13 protein-coding genes are annotated in these 15,409 nt (G+C 73.7%); 9 read left to right on the top strand and 4 right to left on the bottom strand.

Annotation, left to right across the window (positions count from 1 at the left end; translation table 11 throughout):
- Positions 1-46: 46 nt before the first annotated feature.
- From ligA to BLS43_RS10880, 4 genes are all read left to right on the top strand, one after another.
- Complete coding sequence (gene ligA, locus BLS43_RS10895; RefSeq protein ID WP_093081715.1) at positions 47-2,434, top strand: NAD-dependent DNA ligase LigA; 2,388 nt, start codon at positions 47-49, stop codon at positions 2,432-2,434.
- A 173-nt stretch (positions 2,435-2,607) separates the two neighbouring features.
- Positions 2,608-3,330 carry a 3-keto-5-aminohexanoate cleavage protein gene (locus BLS43_RS10890; protein ID WP_093081710.1) on the top strand — a complete coding sequence of 241 codons (723 nt, stop codon included), beginning with the start codon at positions 2,608-2,610 and terminating at the stop codon, positions 3,328-3,330.
- Between the two features lie 688 nt (positions 3,331-4,018).
- Positions 4,019-5,068 carry a ferredoxin reductase gene (locus tag BLS43_RS10885; RefSeq protein ID WP_218129784.1) on the top strand — a complete coding sequence of 350 codons (1,050 nt, stop codon included), beginning with the start codon at positions 4,019-4,021 and terminating at the stop codon, positions 5,066-5,068.
- 8 nt (positions 5,069-5,076) lie between these two features.
- On the top strand, positions 5,077-6,228 hold the full coding sequence (locus BLS43_RS10880) for a fatty acid desaturase family protein (protein WP_218129783.1): 1,152 nt from the start codon (positions 5,077-5,079) through the stop codon (positions 6,226-6,228).
- Between the two features lie 45 nt (positions 6,229-6,273).
- Here BLS43_RS10880 and BLS43_RS10875 read toward each other — a convergent pair whose 3' ends face one another.
- A complete protein-coding gene (locus tag BLS43_RS10875; RefSeq protein ID WP_143030006.1) occupies positions 6,274-7,413 on the bottom strand; it encodes a helix-turn-helix domain-containing protein in 1,140 nt (379 codons plus the stop codon).
- Positions 7,414-7,428: 15 nt separating this feature from the next.
- Positions 7,429-8,088 carry an ACT domain-containing protein gene (locus tag BLS43_RS10870; RefSeq protein ID WP_093081700.1) on the bottom strand — a complete coding sequence of 220 codons (660 nt, stop codon included), beginning with the start codon at positions 8,086-8,088 and terminating at the stop codon, positions 7,429-7,431.
- 244 nt (positions 8,089-8,332) lie between these two features.
- Here BLS43_RS10870 and gatC point away from each other — a divergent pair, with 244 nt between their 5' ends.
- The 4 genes from gatC (at position 8,333) to BLS43_RS10850 (ending at position 12,731) form a co-directional block, all read left to right on the top strand.
- Positions 8,333-8,644: an Asp-tRNA(Asn)/Glu-tRNA(Gln) amidotransferase subunit GatC gene (gene gatC, locus BLS43_RS10865; protein WP_093081695.1), complete on the top strand. Its 312-nt coding sequence runs from the start codon at positions 8,333-8,335 to the stop codon at positions 8,642-8,644.
- On the top strand, positions 8,641-10,131 hold the full coding sequence (gatA, locus tag BLS43_RS10860) for an Asp-tRNA(Asn)/Glu-tRNA(Gln) amidotransferase subunit GatA (protein WP_093081690.1): 1,491 nt from the start codon (positions 8,641-8,643) through the stop codon (positions 10,129-10,131). Before gatC ends, gatA begins: the two co-directional genes overlap by 4 nt.
- Positions 10,128-11,630: an Asp-tRNA(Asn)/Glu-tRNA(Gln) amidotransferase subunit GatB gene (gene gatB, locus BLS43_RS10855; RefSeq protein WP_093081685.1), complete on the top strand. Its 1,503-nt coding sequence runs from the start codon at positions 10,128-10,130 to the stop codon at positions 11,628-11,630. Before gatA ends, gatB begins: the two co-directional genes overlap by 4 nt.
- Before the next feature lie 411 nt (positions 11,631-12,041).
- Positions 12,042-12,731, top strand: coding sequence for a hypothetical protein (locus BLS43_RS10850; protein WP_218129782.1), 690 nt, complete (start codon positions 12,042-12,044; stop codon positions 12,729-12,731).
- 35 nt (positions 12,732-12,766) lie between these two features.
- On the opposite strand, the gene BLS43_RS10845 is transcribed toward BLS43_RS10850, so the two are convergent.
- Positions 12,767-13,909, bottom strand: coding sequence for a PQQ-dependent sugar dehydrogenase (locus BLS43_RS10845; protein ID WP_245707422.1), 1,143 nt, complete (start codon positions 13,907-13,909; stop codon positions 12,767-12,769).
- Between the two features lie 76 nt (positions 13,910-13,985).
- Here BLS43_RS10845 and BLS43_RS10840 point away from each other — a divergent pair, with 76 nt between their 5' ends.
- A complete protein-coding gene (locus BLS43_RS10840; protein ID WP_093081680.1) occupies positions 13,986-14,894 on the top strand; it encodes a 2-hydroxyacid dehydrogenase in 909 nt (302 codons plus the stop codon).
- On the opposite strand, the gene BLS43_RS10835 is transcribed toward BLS43_RS10840, so the two are convergent.
- Positions 14,891-15,331, bottom strand: a complete 441-nt coding sequence (locus BLS43_RS10835; RefSeq protein ID WP_093081676.1) for a PPOX class F420-dependent oxidoreductase — start codon at positions 15,329-15,331, stop codon at positions 14,891-14,893. The two genes, BLS43_RS10840 and BLS43_RS10835, sit on opposite strands and share 4 nt — an antisense overlap.
- Positions 15,332-15,409 lie beyond the last annotated feature (78 nt).

Below are 15,409 nucleotides of genomic sequence, written 5' to 3'. Positions count from 1 at the left end.
GGCCGCGTGGGCGGGAACTGTCGGAGAGCTTGGTTAGCCTGCCTGCGTGAGCACTCCGACCAGTAGCGTTCCGGACGAGGCGCGGGAGCGGCACGCCGCCCTGGCCACCGAGGTCGCGGACCACCAGTTCCGCTACTACGTGCTGGACGCGCCGGTCGTGTCGGACGGTCAGTTCGACACGCTCTGGCGCGAGCTGGTGGCGCTGGAGGAGGAGCACCCCGAGCTGCGCACGCCGGACTCGCCCACGCAGCGGGTCGGCGGCACGTTCTCCACCGACTTCACCGCGCACGACCATCTGGAGCGGATGCTCTCGCTGGACAACGCGTTCAGCGAGGAGGACCTGCGCACCTGGGCGGAGCGGGTGGTCAAGGAGGTCGGCCGCCCGCACTACCTCTGCGAGCTGAAGATCGACGGGCTCGCCGTCAACCTGCTCTACGAGAACGGGGTCCTCACCCGCGCGCTGACCAGGGGGGACGGGCGCACGGGCGAGGACATCACGCTGAACATGCGCACGCTGGAGGAGGTGCCCGAGCAGCTCACCGGCACCGCGGACTTCCCGGTGCCCGCGCTCGTCGAGGTGCGGGGCGAGGTGTACTTCCGCCTGGCGGACTTCGAGCGGCTGAACGCGTCGCTGGTCGAGGCGGGCAAGGCGCCGTTCGCGAACCCGCGCAACACCGCCGCGGGGTCGCTGCGGCAGAAGGACCCGCGGGTCACCGCGTCGCGCAACCTGCGGCTGATCTGTCACGGGCTGGGCAAGCGGCAGGGCTTCACGCCGGTCACCCAGTCGCACGCGTACGAGGCGCTGCAGGCGTGGGGCCTGCCGATCTCCACCCGCACGAAGGTGTTCACCGAGGTGGACGAGGTGGTGGCGCACGTCGCGTACTGGGGCGAGCACCGCCACGACATCGAGCACGAGATCGACGGCGTGGTCGTGAAGGTGGACGAGGTGGCGCTGCAGCGTCGGCTCGGCTCGACCTCGCGCGCGCCGCGCTGGGCGATCGCCTACAAGTACCCGCCCGAGGAGGCCACGACCACCCTCAGGGACATTCAGGTCAACGTCGGCCGCACCGGGCGCGTCACCCCGTTCGCGGTGATGGAGCCGGTGCTGGTCGCGGGCTCCACGGTGTCCATGGCCACCCTGCACAACGCGGACGAGGTGCGGCGCAAGGGCGTGCTCATCGGCGACCGGGTGGTCATCCGCAAGGCGGGGGACGTGATCCCCGAGGTGCTGGGCCCGGTCGTCGACCTCCGCACCGGTGCCGAGCGCGAGTTCGTCATGCCGACCCACTGCCCGGAGTGCGGCACCGAGCTGGTGCAGCAGAAGGCCGGGGACGTGGACCGGCGCTGCCCCAACGCGCGGTCCTGCCCCGCGCAGCTGCGGGAGCGGTTGTTCCACGTGGCCGGGCGCGGGGCGTTCGACATCGAGGGCCTGGGCTACGAGGCCGCCGTCGCGCTGCTGAGGTCCGGCGTGGTGCAGGACGAGGGGGACGTCTTCGCCCTCACCGAGGAGGATCTGCTCCAGACCGAGCTGTTCCGCACCAAGGCGGGGGTGCTCTCGGCCAACGGCAGGAAGCTGCTGACCAACCTGGAGGCGGCCAAGGACCGGCCGCTGTGGCGGGTGCTGGTGGGGTTGTCGATCCGGCACGTCGGACCCACCGCGGCCCAGGCCCTGGCCAGGGAGTTCCGCTCCATGGAGGCCATCGAGGCCGCTGCCGAGACCGCGCGGGTGGAGACCGAGAAGGCGGGCGTGGAGATCACGTCGGACGGGTCGGCGGAGGACCCGGACGCGGAGGGCTCGGGTACCGCGGGCCCCTCGAACCCCTCTGATTCCTCTGATTCCTCGGACCCGGCGGATCCCTCCGACACCTCGGACACCTCCGACACCTCGGACACCTCCGACAGCTCGGACACCTCGGGTGCCGAACCCGACCCGGAGGCCCTGGCCGAGGAGGCGGAGAAGGCGGCCCGCGCCGCCACCCGCGCCCAGGCCAAGGCCGTGGCGGCGGCGATCGCCCCGATCGCCGGGGTCGAGGGGGTCGGACCCACCATCGCCACGGCCGTGCGGGACTGGTTCGCCGTGGACTGGCACCGGGAGGTCGTCGCGAAGTGGCGGGCCGCGGGCGTGCGCATGGTCGACGAGGTGGACGAGTCCGTGCCGCGCACCCTCGAGGGCATGTCGATCGTGATCACCGGCTCCATGGAGGAGTTCTCCCGGGACGAGGCCAAGGAGGCGATCATGGCCCGCGGCGGGCGCGCGGCCGGGTCGGTCTCCAAGAAGACCGCGTTCCTGGTCGCGGGGGACGCCCCGGGCTCCAAGTTCGACAAGGCACGCGAGCTCGGTGTCCCCGTCCTGGACGAGGAGGGTTTCCGGGTCCTGCTGGCCCAGGGCCCGGAGGAGGCGACCCGACACGCCGAGGCCGCAGCCGGATCGTGATCGTGACCATCACTTGGGGGGATCGGCGCGCGTACCGGCCCGGCCCGCGCCGCGGCGGTGACTAGTGTGGTGCCTTCCGTTCCCCGCAGCGAGCCCACCGGTCGTCGCAGTCGGCGGTCCGCCGGGTCCGAACCGTGCGGGGACGGAGCACGAACGTCGGTGAAGGAGGCACGGTGCTGCAGGCGGTCTTGAACGGTTCGCGTCCCGAGGACGCGCACCCCGCGCTGCCCGTGCTCGCCCGACACCTGGCCCGGGACGCCCGCGCGGTCGCCCGCCTCGGCGTGCAGTCCGTGCACGTCCACCCGCGGGACCCGCTGGGCCACGAGACGATCGAGCCCGTCCACGTCGGAGACGCGGTGGCGCTGATCCGGCAGGAGGCACCCGGCGTCGAGATCGGGGTGACCACCGGCCGCTGGATCCAGCCGGACCCGGCGAAGCGCATCGAGGCCGTCTTCGGCTGGGGCCGGCTCGGTGCGGGCAAGCCGGACGTCTGCTCGGTGAACGTCCACGAGAAGGGCTGGGTGGACGTCTGCAAGGCGGCCGCGCAGGTCGGCATCGGGGTGGAGCTCGGCGTCTGGACCAGCGGGGACGCGGTGACCCTGCGGCAGAGCGGGGTCCCGCCGCGCACCGTGCGCGTGCTGGCGGAGTCGACGGTCGTCTCCGATCCCGAGACCGCCGTCGCCGAGGCGATCCGCATCGTGCGGGCGCTCGGCCAGCTGCCGGTCCCGGTGCTGCTGCACGGCGAGGAGGACGGCGCCTGGCCGGTGCTCGAGTACGCGCTGCGCATGGGCGTGGACACCCGGATCGGCTTCGAGGACGTGCTGGTCCGCCCGGACGGCTGGCTGGCCACGGGCAACGACGACCTCGTCCGCTCCGCCCTCGCCATCCGCGTCTGACCCGAGCGCACCGCGGGTGTCACCGGAGCTCCGCGCACCCACCTGGTGACGCGTCCGAGCGTCACGCGAGCGTCATCGCCGGTGCGCTCCCGTGACTCTCGCCGTGTCACCCACCCGGCGAGTGTCACGCGAGCGCTGTGGGCGGTGCGCTCCGGTGACGCTCGCAGGTGATCTCTCCGCGCGTCACCGGAGCGTTGTCGCTGGTGCGCTCCCGTGACTCCCGCGCGCCCCAACCCAGCGAGTGTCACGGGAGCGCTGTCGACACGACGCTCTCGTGACCTTCGCAGGTGATCTCCCCGAGTGTCACGTGAGCGTTGTCGCCGGTGCGCTCCAGTGACGCTCGGCGTGTCCCCACCCGGCGAGTGTCACGTGAGTGCAGTTGACACAACGCTCTCGTGACCTTCGCGGTTGATCGTTTCGAGTGTGACGTGAGCGGTGCCGCGGGTGCGCTCCGGTGACGCTCGGCGCGCTCCGACCCGGCGAGTGTCACGGGAGCGCACCACCGACCGCGCTCCCGTGACACCCGCTTGTGATCATCAGCGGGAACGTGTGGTGGGGGCGTCGGGTTCCGCCGGTGGACGCGCGTCACCAGCCGGTCGGCGCGTTGTGGGTTCGGCAACAGAAACCGGTGCCGGGCCGTGGGTCGCGCGGTGGTCACGGCGAGGTCACGGTCACTACCGTCCGTACCATGAGCATGGCAACCGGATTTCGGGGAAACCTGTGGCAGGCCGGACGGCACGCCCGGTCCCTGGCCCGGACGCTCGCCGCCCCGCTGCTGCCGGACGACGTCCTCGGCGGCCTCCACCCCCTGTGGTCCCGGCGGGCGCCGCAGGCCCGGGTGGTGCGGGTGGTGCGCGAGACCGCGGACACCACGACCCTGTTCCTGCGCCCCGGGCTCGCCTACGCGGCGCACCTGCCGGGGCAGTACGCCGGGATCGGCCTGCGGATCGACGGCGTGTGGCACTGGCGGACCTACTCCATTACCTCGCGTCCCGGCGCGTCCCTGCTGCAGGTCACGGTCACGGCCGTCCCCGGCGGTCTGGTCTCCGGGAAGCTGGCGCACGACACACCGGTCGGCAGTCTGGTGGGGATCGCCGCCCCGGAGGGCGAGTTCACCGCGCCCACCGGCAAGCCGCTGTTCGTCACGGCGGGCAGCGGGATCACCCCGGTCATGGCCATGCTGCGCAGCCACGACCTGTCGGACGCGGTGCTCGTGCACGTCGAGCGCACGCCCGAGGACGTCGTCTTCGGCCACGAGCTGCGCGCCCTGCCGGGCGTGCGGGTGATCGAGTGGCACACCTCGGCGCGCGGCCGCCCGACCCCCGAGATGCTCGACGAGCTGGTGCCCGACCGACCCGCGCGCGAGGTCCTCGCCTGCGGCCCGGCGGGCCTGCTCGACGCGCTCACCGAGGCCTGGCCGGACGTCCGGGTGGAGCGGTTCCAGCCCAAGCGCGCCGACCACACCGCGGGCACCGGCGGCACGGTGACGCTCTCCGCCAGCGGGATCGTCGCCGACGTCGCGCCCGAGACCCCGATCCTCACCGCGGGCGAGGCCGCGGGCGCCCTGATGCCCAGCGGCTGCCGCATGGGGATCTGCCACACCTGCGTCGGGAAGCTCACCGCGGGCGCCGTCCGCGACATGCAGACCGGCGAGCTGCACGACGCCGCCGACCAGCCCGGCCGTCCCGTCCGGACCTGTGTCTCCGCTCCCACCGGCGACTGCACCATCAACCTGTAGGAGTCACCATGACGATGAGTGCCGCTGCGCACCTGACCGATGACCAGGTCGAGACCCTCGGCGCCGAGCTCGACGCCATCCGCGACGAGGTCCTCGCCTCCCGCGGCGAGCGGGACGCGCGCTACATCCACTCCGTGATCCGGGCCCAGCGCGGCCTCGAGGTCGGCGGCCGCGCGATCCTGATGTTCGCCAAGTTCCCGCCCGCGTGGATCGCGGGCACCGCGGCGCTGTCGGTGGCGAAGATCCTCGAGAACATGGAGCTCGGGCACAACATCCTGCACGGCCAGTGGGACTGGATGCGGGACCCGAAGATCCACTCGACGACGTGGGAGTGGGACCACGCCGACCCGGCGGAGTTCTGGAAGCGCTCGCACAACTTCGAGCACCACACCTTCACCAACATCCGCGGGAAGGACCGGGACCTGGGCTACACGGTCTTCCGGATCACCCCCGAGGAGGAGTGGCGGCCGAAGCACCTGATCCAGCCGCTGACGAACGTCGGGCTGGCGCTGATCTTCGAGTACGGCATCGCGCTCTACGACATCGAGCAGGACAAGATCGCGTCCGGCGAGAAGTCGTGGGAGGAGGCGAAGCCGCAGATCAAGACCACGCTGAAGAAGATCGGGAAGCAGGCGGCCAAGGACTACGTCCTGTTCCCGCTGCTCTCCGGGCCGAACGTCGTCGCCAACCTCGCGGCGAACTTCACGGCCAACGTCGTGCGGAACGTCTGGTCGCACGCCGTGATCTTCTGCGGCCACTTCCCGGACGGCACCGAGACGTTCGAGGAGGAGCGGCTCGAGGGCGAGACCCGGGGGCAGTGGTACGTCCGGCAGATGCTGGGCTCGGCCAACCTGACCGGCAGCAAGACCATGCACCTGATGACCGGCAACCTGAGCCACCAGATCGAGCACCACCTCTTCCCGGACCTGCCCAGCAACCGGTACGCGGAGATCGCGCCGCGGGTGCGGGAGATCTGCGAGCGCTACGGCCTGCCCTACAACGCGGGCCCGCTGCCGACGCAGTACGCGAAGGTCTGGCGCAAGATCATCCGGCTGGCGTTCCCGGGCGGCCACGAGCGCTACGGCGCCGCCGTCCAGCGCCCGAAGGCCAGGGTCACCGCTCTCACCCGCAGGCGCACCCCGGCCCGCCTCGCCGCCTGAGGCCCCACCGGCGCTCCACGATGCGGGGGTCAGGGGCGCGCCGGGTCAGAGGGCGCGCAGGCCCAGGGCCAGCTCCAGGCGACCTTCGGGGGTGTCCAAGGACTCGCCGTAGGCGTCTCGCAGGCTCGCGAGGCGGTAGCGGACGGTCTGCGGGTGGACGTGCAGCGCGGCCGCCGTGGCGGTGACGTCGCCGTGGGCGTCGAGCCAGGCGCGCAGGGTCTCCACGGACCGCGCCGCCGCGCCCGCGGGCAGCTCCCGCAACGGTTCCTCCACCCGTTCGCGCAGGTCGGCGGCCAGCTCGGCGGAGCCTGCCAGCAGGAGGGCGACGAGGTGGGCGTCGGACCGCAGGAGGCCGGTCTCGCCCAGCAACCCCGCCGCGTGGACGGGCCAGGCGGTCTGCGCGCGCGCCGCGGAGCGCCGGGCGCGGGTCGCGGGCACCGGGGGGCCGAGCACGGCGCAGCGGTCCCGCACGGCGGTGGTGACGACGTCGACCCAGTCCTCCCGCACCGCGGGCACGAACGCCACGCCCGCGGGCGCGAGATCCGTCGCCACCGCGCCCGGGATCCGGGACGCGACCTCGACGGCGCCCTCGATGACCAGCGCGGCGACCTTCGCCGGGACCGTCCATCCCGCGGACGACGCGAGCCGCTCCAGCTCGGCGGGCTCGACCGGCGGCTGCGCCAACATCGCCTCGACGACGGCGACCCGGCGGGCCTGCACCGACCCGGCCCGCATCGCCTCCTCCTCGGCCCAGCCCGCGACGGACGCGGCGGAGAGCTGCTCGACGTAGGAGAACAGCGCCTCGGCCAGCGCGAAGATCACCTTCGGCGGTTGTTCGGTGGCCGCGGCGCTGTCCCCGATCGTCTGCCAGATGGTGCGGGTTCCGATCTGGTAGGCCGTCTGGAGGGCGGCCAGCGTGCGGCCGTGGCGGTGCTCCACGCGTCCCAGCTCGGCGTACATCCGGGTGTCGGGCAGGTCGGTGTCCGAGCCGAGCAGCCCCACGAACTGGTCGAGGGCCACCGCCACGCCCTGGGTCAGCCGCAGCCCGAAGTTGCCCTGCAGCGGCAGCTGGTAGTCCGGCACCTCGGCCTGGACCGCGACGATGATGGCCTCGGCCGCCCCGACGACGGCGGGCCGCAACGCGGCCCCGGTCGCGGCGGGCACCCGCGACCACGGCCTATCCACGCGGCCGCTCCACGGTCAGACGCCCAGCACGGCGGCGACGATCCCCGCGAGGTGGGTCAGCCGGGCCAGCTCGGACGGGCGGAACGCCGGACCGCCCGGCCGCCCCACGACCAGCGCCTTGGGCGGCTGCGACGACCCGAAGGGCGCCGCCGCCAGCTCGGTGTCCAGCGCGCTCCACGGTTCGGGCACCCAGTGCACCTCGGGGTCGACGATCATGGCCTTGTCCAGTGGCAGCCACGGCAGGTCGCCCGCGCGGGTCTCGGGGGCGGCGGAGGAGTCGGCCAGCCGGTAGGAGCGGCCCTCCTCGCGTACCGCGACGATCGCCCACCCCGCGCGGAACAGCCGCGGCACCTCCTCGGCGAGCACCGCGAGGCCGGCCTCCGGGTCGGAGGCGATGGTGTCGACGAGCTCCAGCTCGCGGTGGGTGTCCAGGCGCCCGGAGTAGGGCCGCACGGACTCCACCTGCACGCCGGGCACGGACTCGGCGGCGGTGATCAGGACGTCCGGCGGGCGGCCCGAGGGCAGCTCGATCGCGAGATCGTCCACGGCCTGGCCGTCCACCCGCTCGACCACGTCCACCCCCAGGATGTCCGCGCCCGCGCCGCCCAGGGCGGTCGCGACGGCACCGAGGATGCCGGGCTTGTCCGGAAGGACCACCCGGAGCAGGTACGACACGCCTTCAGACCTCCTTGCGACCACTGCACACCGACGGACGGCACCGGGGCGCCGCCAGGGGGAATCCTGCCAAACGCGCTCCGTAGTCGGACGATCGCGGGGGCTTGACAGGACCGTGGTCGGCCTGCCGGCGGGGCTGCGGAGAACTGTCGGCGGGCGCGAATAGACTCGGTCGCACGGCCGTGGCCCACCAACCCGCGACCGGCACGTCACCCCTCCACAACACCGACGGGACCCACCCTTCATGCCCTCCGAATCCGGGGCCATCTCCCGGGACGAGGTCGCGCACCTCGCCCGCCTGGCCCGGCTCGCCGTGACCGAGACCGAGCTGGACACGTTCGCCGGCCAGCTCGACGTCATCCTCGGCTCCGTCGCCCGCGTGGGCGAGGTCGCCGCCGAGGACATCCCGCCGACCTCGCACGCGGTCCCGCTGGAGAACGTCTTCCGGCCGGACGAGCTGCGGCCCGGGCTGTCCCAGGAGCAGGCGCTCTCCGGTGCGCCCGCCGCCGAGGAGGGCCGCTTCCGGGTGCCGCGGATCCTGGGGGAGGAGGCATGAGCCTCACCCGTCTCACCGCCGCCGAGCTCGCGGAGAAGATCGCGAGCCGCGAGGTCAGCGCCGTCGAGGCCGCGCAGGCCCATCTCGACCGGATCGCCGAGGTCGACGGGGAGGTCCACGCGTTCCTGCACGTCGGGACCGAGGCCGCGCTCGCGAACGCCGCCCTGGTCGACGAGCAGGTGGCCGCGGGCACCGCGCTCGGCCCGCTGGCCGGGGTCCCGCTCGCCCTCAAGGACGTGTTCACCACCGCGGACATGCCCACGACCTGCGGGTCGAAGATCCTCGAGGGCTGGCGCCCGCCGTACGACGCCACGGTCACGGCCCGGCTGCGCGCGGCCGGCATCACGATCCTCGGCAAGACCAACATGGACGAGTTCGCCATGGGCTCGTCGACCGAGCACTCGGCGTACGGCCCCACCCACAACCCGTGGGACCTCTCCCGGATCCCGGGCGGGTCCGGCGGCGGCTCGGCGGCCGCGCTGGCCGCGTTCGAGGCCCCGCTCGCGATCGGCACGGACACGGGCGGCTCGATCCGCCAGCCCGCGGCCGTGACCGGCACCGTGGGCGTCAAGCCGACGTACGGCGGGGTGTCCCGCTACGGGCTCGTGGCCTGCGCGTCCTCGCTGGACCAGGGCGGGCCGTGCGCCCGCACGGTGCTCGACGCGGCCCTGCTGCACGAGGTCATCGCGGGCCACGACCCGCTGGACTCCACCTCGATCGACCGGCCCGTGCCGTCCGTCGTCGAGGCGGCGCGGATCGGGGCGCAGGGCGACCTGTCGGGCCTGCGGGTCGGCGTGGTGAAGGAGCTGGGCGGCGAGGGCTACCAGCCCGGCGTGCGCGCCTCGTTCGACGCGGCGCTGCAGCGGCTCGAGAAGCTCGGCGCGGAGGTCGTGGAGGTCTCCTGCCCGCACTTCGAGTACGCGATGGCGGCGTACTACCTGATCCTGCCGTCGGAGGTGTCCTCCAACCTCGCCCGGTTCGACGCGATGCGCTACGGCCTGCGGGTCGACGAGGGCGCCTCCGCCGAGGAGGTCATGGCGGCGACCCGCGAGGCCGGGTTCGGCCCCGAGGTCAAGCGCCGGATCATCCTGGGCACCTACGCCCTGTCGTCGGGCTATTACGACGCCTATTACGGCCAGGCCCAGAAGGTCCGCACGCTGATCAGCCGGGACTTCTCCGCGGCGTTCGCGAAGGCGGACGTGCTGGTCAGTCCCACCGCGCCCACCACGGCGTTCCCCCTCGGGGAGAAGGTGGACGACCCGCTGGCCATGTACCTGAACGACCTGGCCACCATCCCGACCAACCTTGCAGGCGTGGCGGGCATGTCCGTGCCGTCCGGGCTCGCGGAGGAGGACGGGCTCCCGGTCGGGCTGCAGATCATGGCGCCCGCGCTGGGCGAGGCCGTGATGTACCGCGTCGGCGCCGCGTTCGAGGCGTCGCGCACGGCGGACGAGGGTGCCCTGGTGGCTCCGGAGGTGGCTCGATGACTGCCCCTGCTCTGGTCGACTACGCAGACGTCGTGGCGCGCTACGAGCCGACGCTCGGCCTCGAGGTCCACGTGGAGCTGTCCACGAACACCAAGATGTTCTGCGGCTGCGCCACGACCTTCGGCGCCGAGCCGAACACCCAGGTCTGTCCGACCTGCCTCGGCCTGCCCGGTTCGCTTCCGGTGGTCAACCGCACGGCCGTGGAGTCCGCGATCCGGATCGGGCTGGCGCTGAACTGCTCGATCGCCCCGTGGGGCCGGTTCGCCCGGAAGAACTACTTCTACCCGGACATGCCGAAGAACTTCCAGACCTCGCAGTACGACGAGCCGATCTGCGTCGACGGGTACATGGACGTCACGCTGGACGACGGCGAGGTCGTGCGGGTGGGCATCGAGCGCGCCCACATGGAGGAGGACACCGGCAAGTCGCTGCACGTGGGTGGGGCCACCGGTCGCATCCACGGCGCGGACTACTCGCTGCTGGACTACAACCGCGCGGGCGTGCCGCTGATCGAGATCGTCACGAGGATGATCCCGGGCACCGGCGAGCGGGCGCCCGAGGTGGCGCGGGCGTACGTCACGCAGCTGCGGGATCTGATCAAGTCGCTCGGCGTGAGCGACGTGCGGATGGACCAGGGCTCCATGCGGTGCGACGTGAACCTGTCGCTCTCCCCGGCGGGCTCCGGGGTGCTGGGCACCCGGACCGAGACGAAGAACGTCAACTCGCTGCGCTCGGTCGAGCGGGCCGTCCGGTACGAGATGTCCCGCCAGGCGGGCGTGCTGGACGCGGGCGGCGAGATCGTCCAGGAGACGCGGCACTTCGAGGAGCAGTCCGGCACCACCCGCGCGGGGCGGCGCAAGGAGACCTCCGAGGACTACCGGTACTTCCCGGAGCCCGACCTGGTCCCGATCGCGCCCTCCGAGTCCTGGGTGGAGGAGCTCCGGGGGACCCTCCCGGAGAAGCCGTGGGAGCGCCGGGCCCGGCTGCAGGCCGAGTGGGGCATCTCGGACGAGGAGCTCCGCGACCTGGTGAACGCGGGGGCCATCGACCTGATCTCCGACACGGTCGCCGCGGGCGCCCCGGCCGGGGAGGCCCGCTCGTGGTGGGTCGCCTACCTCGCGCAGCAGGCGAACGCGCGCGGCGTCGAGCTCGCCGAGCTGCCGATCACCCCGGGGCAGGTCGCCCGGGTGATCGCACTGGTCGCGGCCGGTGACCTGAACAACAAGCTGGCCCGGCAGGTCGTCGACGGTGTGCTGGCGGGCGAGGGTGAGCCGGACGAGGTCGTGGAGTCCCGCGGCCTCACGGTGGTGAGCGACGACGGTGCGCTGATCGCCGCGGTCGACGAGGCCCTGGCCGCCCAGCCGGACGTCGCGGACAAGATCCGCGCCGGCAAGGTCCAGGCTGCGGGCGCCATCGTCGGCGCGGTCATGAAGGCCACCCGCGGCCAGGCGGACGCCAAGCGGGTCCGCGAGCTGATCATCGAGCGGGTCGGCAGCTGACGCTGCCCGTGCGTGGTAAGTGGTGCCAGAGCACCACTTACCACGCACGACTTGTCCACAGGGTCTGCTGAACCGGCCCGGGACACCGGGTCGTGCCCGATGCTTCGGGCATGTCGGTTCGGACCTCCCACCCCGCGCTCGTCCTCCCGCCCCGGGTCGACGCCCTTGCCGTGGCGGCACTCCTGCGGAGCCAGCACGGCGCCGTCGCGTCCGGGCAGCTGCACGAACTCGGCATGACGCGCAGCGCGATCACCGCCCAGGTCGAGGCGGGCCGGTGGCGGTGGTGGCTGCCCCGGGGTCTACGTCGTCGGGACCACGGCCCCGCGACGGGCGACCCGGATCGCCGCCGCGCTGCTCTACGGCGGGCCGCCCGCGGTGCTGAGCCACCGGACGGCGGCGGAGGAGTGGGCGATGGTCCGGCGGGAGCCCGGTCCGGTGCACCTCACCGTGCCGTACGGGGCGTCCGCCGTGTCGCAGGTCGATCGCGTCGTCGTGCACCGGTCGCGGGCCATGGACCACATCGTGGTGCCGACGGAGCCGCGGCGGACCGCGCGCGCGGACACGGCCGTGGACCTCGCCGTCGAGGAGCCGGACGCGCGGGCGGCCCGGCGCCTGCTGATCTCGCTGATGACGGGTGGCCGCCTCCGCCCGGTGGACGTGGAGATCCGCCTGTCGGAGCGGTCACCCCGGAGGTACCGACGGGCGCTGCGGAGTGCGGTGCAGGCGGTCCGCGAGGGCGTCCACTCCGCCCTGGAGGACCTCTACGTCGTGGAGGTGGAGCAGGCGCACGGGCTCCCGACCGGCGGCAGGCAGATCCCGGTGTCGGTCGACGGGGTGGTGCTGTGGGAGGACGTCACCTATGACCGGGCCCGGCTGCCGCTCACCGTCCGGCTGGACGGGCGCACGCACCTGCAGGCCGGGCGCGCGTTCCGGGACCGTCGCCGGGCCAACGCCGCGGAGCTCGCCGGGCGTTCGAGGCTGGTCTTCGGGTGGGACGAGACGAACGCCGACCCCTGCGGCGTCGCGCAGGAGGTCGCGTCGGTGATGCGGCGGCTCGGCTGGGGAGGGTCGCCGCGGCCGTGCCCGCGCTGTCCGTCGTGAGTGGTGCCGGAGCACCACTCGCCGCGCACGAGCCGTCAGGCCCGCGACGCGCCCCCGCCGGAGGGCGGCTGGATGCGGATGACCCGGTCGTCGGAGGGGACGGGGGTGCCGCCCGCCTTGTTGCTCGTGCCCAGCCACAGGAGGCCGTCCGAACCGAGCGTGGCGGCGGTCAGCCGGCCGTACACGCCCGTCAGGAGGGTCTCGGGCGCGCCGGTGAAGCTGCCGTCCGGCGCAGGGCGCAGCACCGACAGGGCGGTGGCGCGCTCGAGGGCCACGGCGATCACGCCGGGCCGGGCCATGCACCCCGCGACGCCGGGGCGGTCGGGCCAGGTCCAGGCGGGCGGCCCGAGCGGTCCGGGGCGGACGCGGTAGAGGACGTCACGCGGGCCGGCCCGGTCGGTCACCCAGGCCGACTGGGTGGTGGCGTCGGTGCAGATCCCGCCGGGCGCGGCCAGCCCGGTGCCCAGCACGGGGGAGGCGGGGTCCGGGTTCGCCGTGGCCGGGCGGCCGAGGGTGTCGATCCGCAGGACCTTGCCCGCGAGCGACTCCGGCGGCGCCCCGCCCGCGTTGCCGGTGGCGACGAGCAGGGTGTTGCCCGCGTCGACCCCGAGCGCTCCCGCGTTGCCGGACGGTCCCTTCGGGATCCCCGTCAGCACGGGCTTGGGCGGTTCGTGCGGCGCCAGCCGCAGCACCCGGTTGTCCTCGGGCGTGGTCGCGTACGCGTAGACCAGCTGGTCCTCGGCGTAGGTGGGGGAGAGCACGAGCCCGGTCAGCCCGCCGCCACCGCTGGGGTCCACCGGCACGGTGCTGACCAGGACCGGCTCCTTGTCCCGCTCCACCCGCAGCACCCGCCCGGTCGCGCGCTCCCCGACGAGCGCGGCCTGACCGTTCGGCAGCACGGCGACGGCGCCCACGGGGTCCAGACAGGTCGCGACGACCTGCGGGTCCGGATCGACACACCCCGCGGCGACCTGGGGGCCGCCCTGCTGCGGGCTGCCGCCCCCGCCGCCGGAGTCCCCGTCGTCCTCCTGCGGGTCGGCGACCGACGGCGGCCCGCCGAGCTCGCCCTGACCCTCGATCTTGTCCTGCCAGTCCCGCGGACCCTCGTCGGGGAAGCTCGCGCACCCGGCGAGCAGGCCGAGCACCGCGATCAGAACGATCAACAGGTGGCGGCGCACGGGACCAGGCTAGGCAGCCGGAGGTGTGTCAGCCGTCAAAGCCGTGTCCCGGGACCGGGTCCATTACCGTCGGGGGATGACCGTGGTGCTGGTCCCGAACCGCCGGGGCGTCGAGGCGTTGTCCGATCTGCCCGTCCGCGCGGTCCTTTACGACCCGAAGGGCGAGCTGCCCGAGGAGGCGGCGGAGGCCGAGATCCTCGTCGCGCCGCTGGCCGCCGACGAGGCGGCACTCGCCCTCCCCGGGCGGCTCCCGAAGCTGAAGCTGGTCCAGATCCTCACAGCGGGTGCGGAGGCCTGGCTGCCCCGGCTGCCCGACGGCGTCGCGCTGTCCGACGGCAAGGGCGCGCACGGCGGCGCCACCGCGGAGTGGGTGGTCGGGGCGCTGCTCGCGGTCTACCGGGACTTCCCCGCGTTCGTCCGTGCGCAGGACCGCGGCGAGTGGGACTCCCACGGCACGGAGGGGCTGTTCGGCAAGCGCGTCCTCGTCGTGGGGGCGGGGGACCTCGGGGAGCACGTCGTGCGCAGGCTGACCCCGTTCGACGTCCGGACCACCCTCGTCGGGCGGCGCGCGCGAGCGGGCGTGCACGGCGTGGACGAGCTGCCCGGTCTGCTCCCGGACCACGACGCGGTCGTCCTCGTCATCCCGCTGACGGACCAGACCCGCGGCCTGGTCGACGCCCGGTTCCTCGCCGCCATGCCGGAGGGCGCGGTGCTCGTCAACGCCGCCCGCGGCCCCGTCGTGGACACCGACGCCCTGCTCGCGGAGCTGACGGCGGGCCGGGTGCGCGCGGCCCTCGACGTCACCGACCCGGAACCGCTGCCGGAGGGCCACCCGCTCTGGAGCGCGCCGGGCCTGTTCCTCACCCCGCACGTCGGCGGCGCGGCGCCCGGGGGCCTGGACCGCGCGATGCGGGTGGCGCGCGAGCAGATCGCGGCCTACGTGCGGGGGGAGGAGCCGCCCAACCTGGTGCGGGACGGCTACTAATCCTCGGTGCCGACGTCGTTGCTCTGGTCCACGACGGTCTGGCGCTCCGGGGTGATCCACAGGATCACCCGCTCGGACTTGATCATCTCGGGCGGGTAGTCCTGCTCGTTGTACTTCTGCGACAGCTCGTCGATGTGGCTGCGGGCCTCGTCGCCGGTGGTCGTCTCGTCGACCCGGCCGCGCACCTCGGCGTAGCGGTAGGGGTTCTGCTCGTCCCGGATCAGCACGGTGATCCGGGCGTCCCGCTCGAGGTTGCGCGCCTTGGCCCGGTGCGTCTCGGTGTTGAGCACGAGCCGCCCGTCGCGGACACCCACCCAGATCATCTGGTTCTGGATGCGCCCGCTGGGGAAGACGGTCGCGACGGCGGCGAAGTTCGCCCCCTCCGCCAGCGCGCGGGTGTCGGGGTGCAGCTCGGGTCCGTTCCGGGTGTCGGCCATGCCGGGCGGCTGCCCGCTCCCGGTCGGGGCAAACCCCGATCTTCACCCTGAACACGCCCGGTGGCAGCCCCGTGAGCA

Source organism: Pseudonocardia oroxyli, from assembly GCF_900102195.1.
In the GTDB taxonomy this organism is placed as follows: Bacteria; Actinomycetota; Actinomycetes; order Mycobacteriales; family Pseudonocardiaceae; genus Pseudonocardia; species Pseudonocardia oroxyli.
Note: the sequence above shows the minus strand (reverse complement) of the source record. Positions and strands in the feature narration are given on the sequence as shown.

Excerpts from the sequence above, each read along its gene's own strand:
- BLS43_RS10850 (WP_218129782.1), top strand. The coding sequence starts at position 12,042 with ATGGTCCGGCGGGAGCCCGGTCCGGTGCACCTCACCGTGCCGTACGGG.
- BLS43_RS10835 (WP_093081676.1), bottom strand. The coding sequence starts at position 15,331 with ATGGCCGACACCCGGAACGGACCCGAGCTGCACCCCGACACCCGCGCG.
- BLS43_RS10840 (WP_093081680.1), top strand. The coding sequence starts at position 13,986 with ATGACCGTGGTGCTGGTCCCGAACCGCCGGGGCGTCGAGGCGTTGTCC.
- gatC (WP_093081695.1), top strand. The coding sequence starts at position 8,333 with ATGCCCTCCGAATCCGGGGCCATCTCCCGGGACGAGGTCGCGCACCTC.
- BLS43_RS10885 (WP_218129784.1), top strand. The coding sequence starts at position 4,019 with ATGAGCATGGCAACCGGATTTCGGGGAAACCTGTGGCAGGCCGGACGG.
- gatA (WP_093081690.1), top strand. The coding sequence starts at position 8,641 with ATGAGCCTCACCCGTCTCACCGCCGCCGAGCTCGCGGAGAAGATCGCG.
- BLS43_RS10880 (WP_218129783.1), top strand. The coding sequence starts at position 5,077 with ATGACGATGAGTGCCGCTGCGCACCTGACCGATGACCAGGTCGAGACC.
- gatB (WP_093081685.1), top strand. The coding sequence starts at position 10,128 with ATGACTGCCCCTGCTCTGGTCGACTACGCAGACGTCGTGGCGCGCTAC.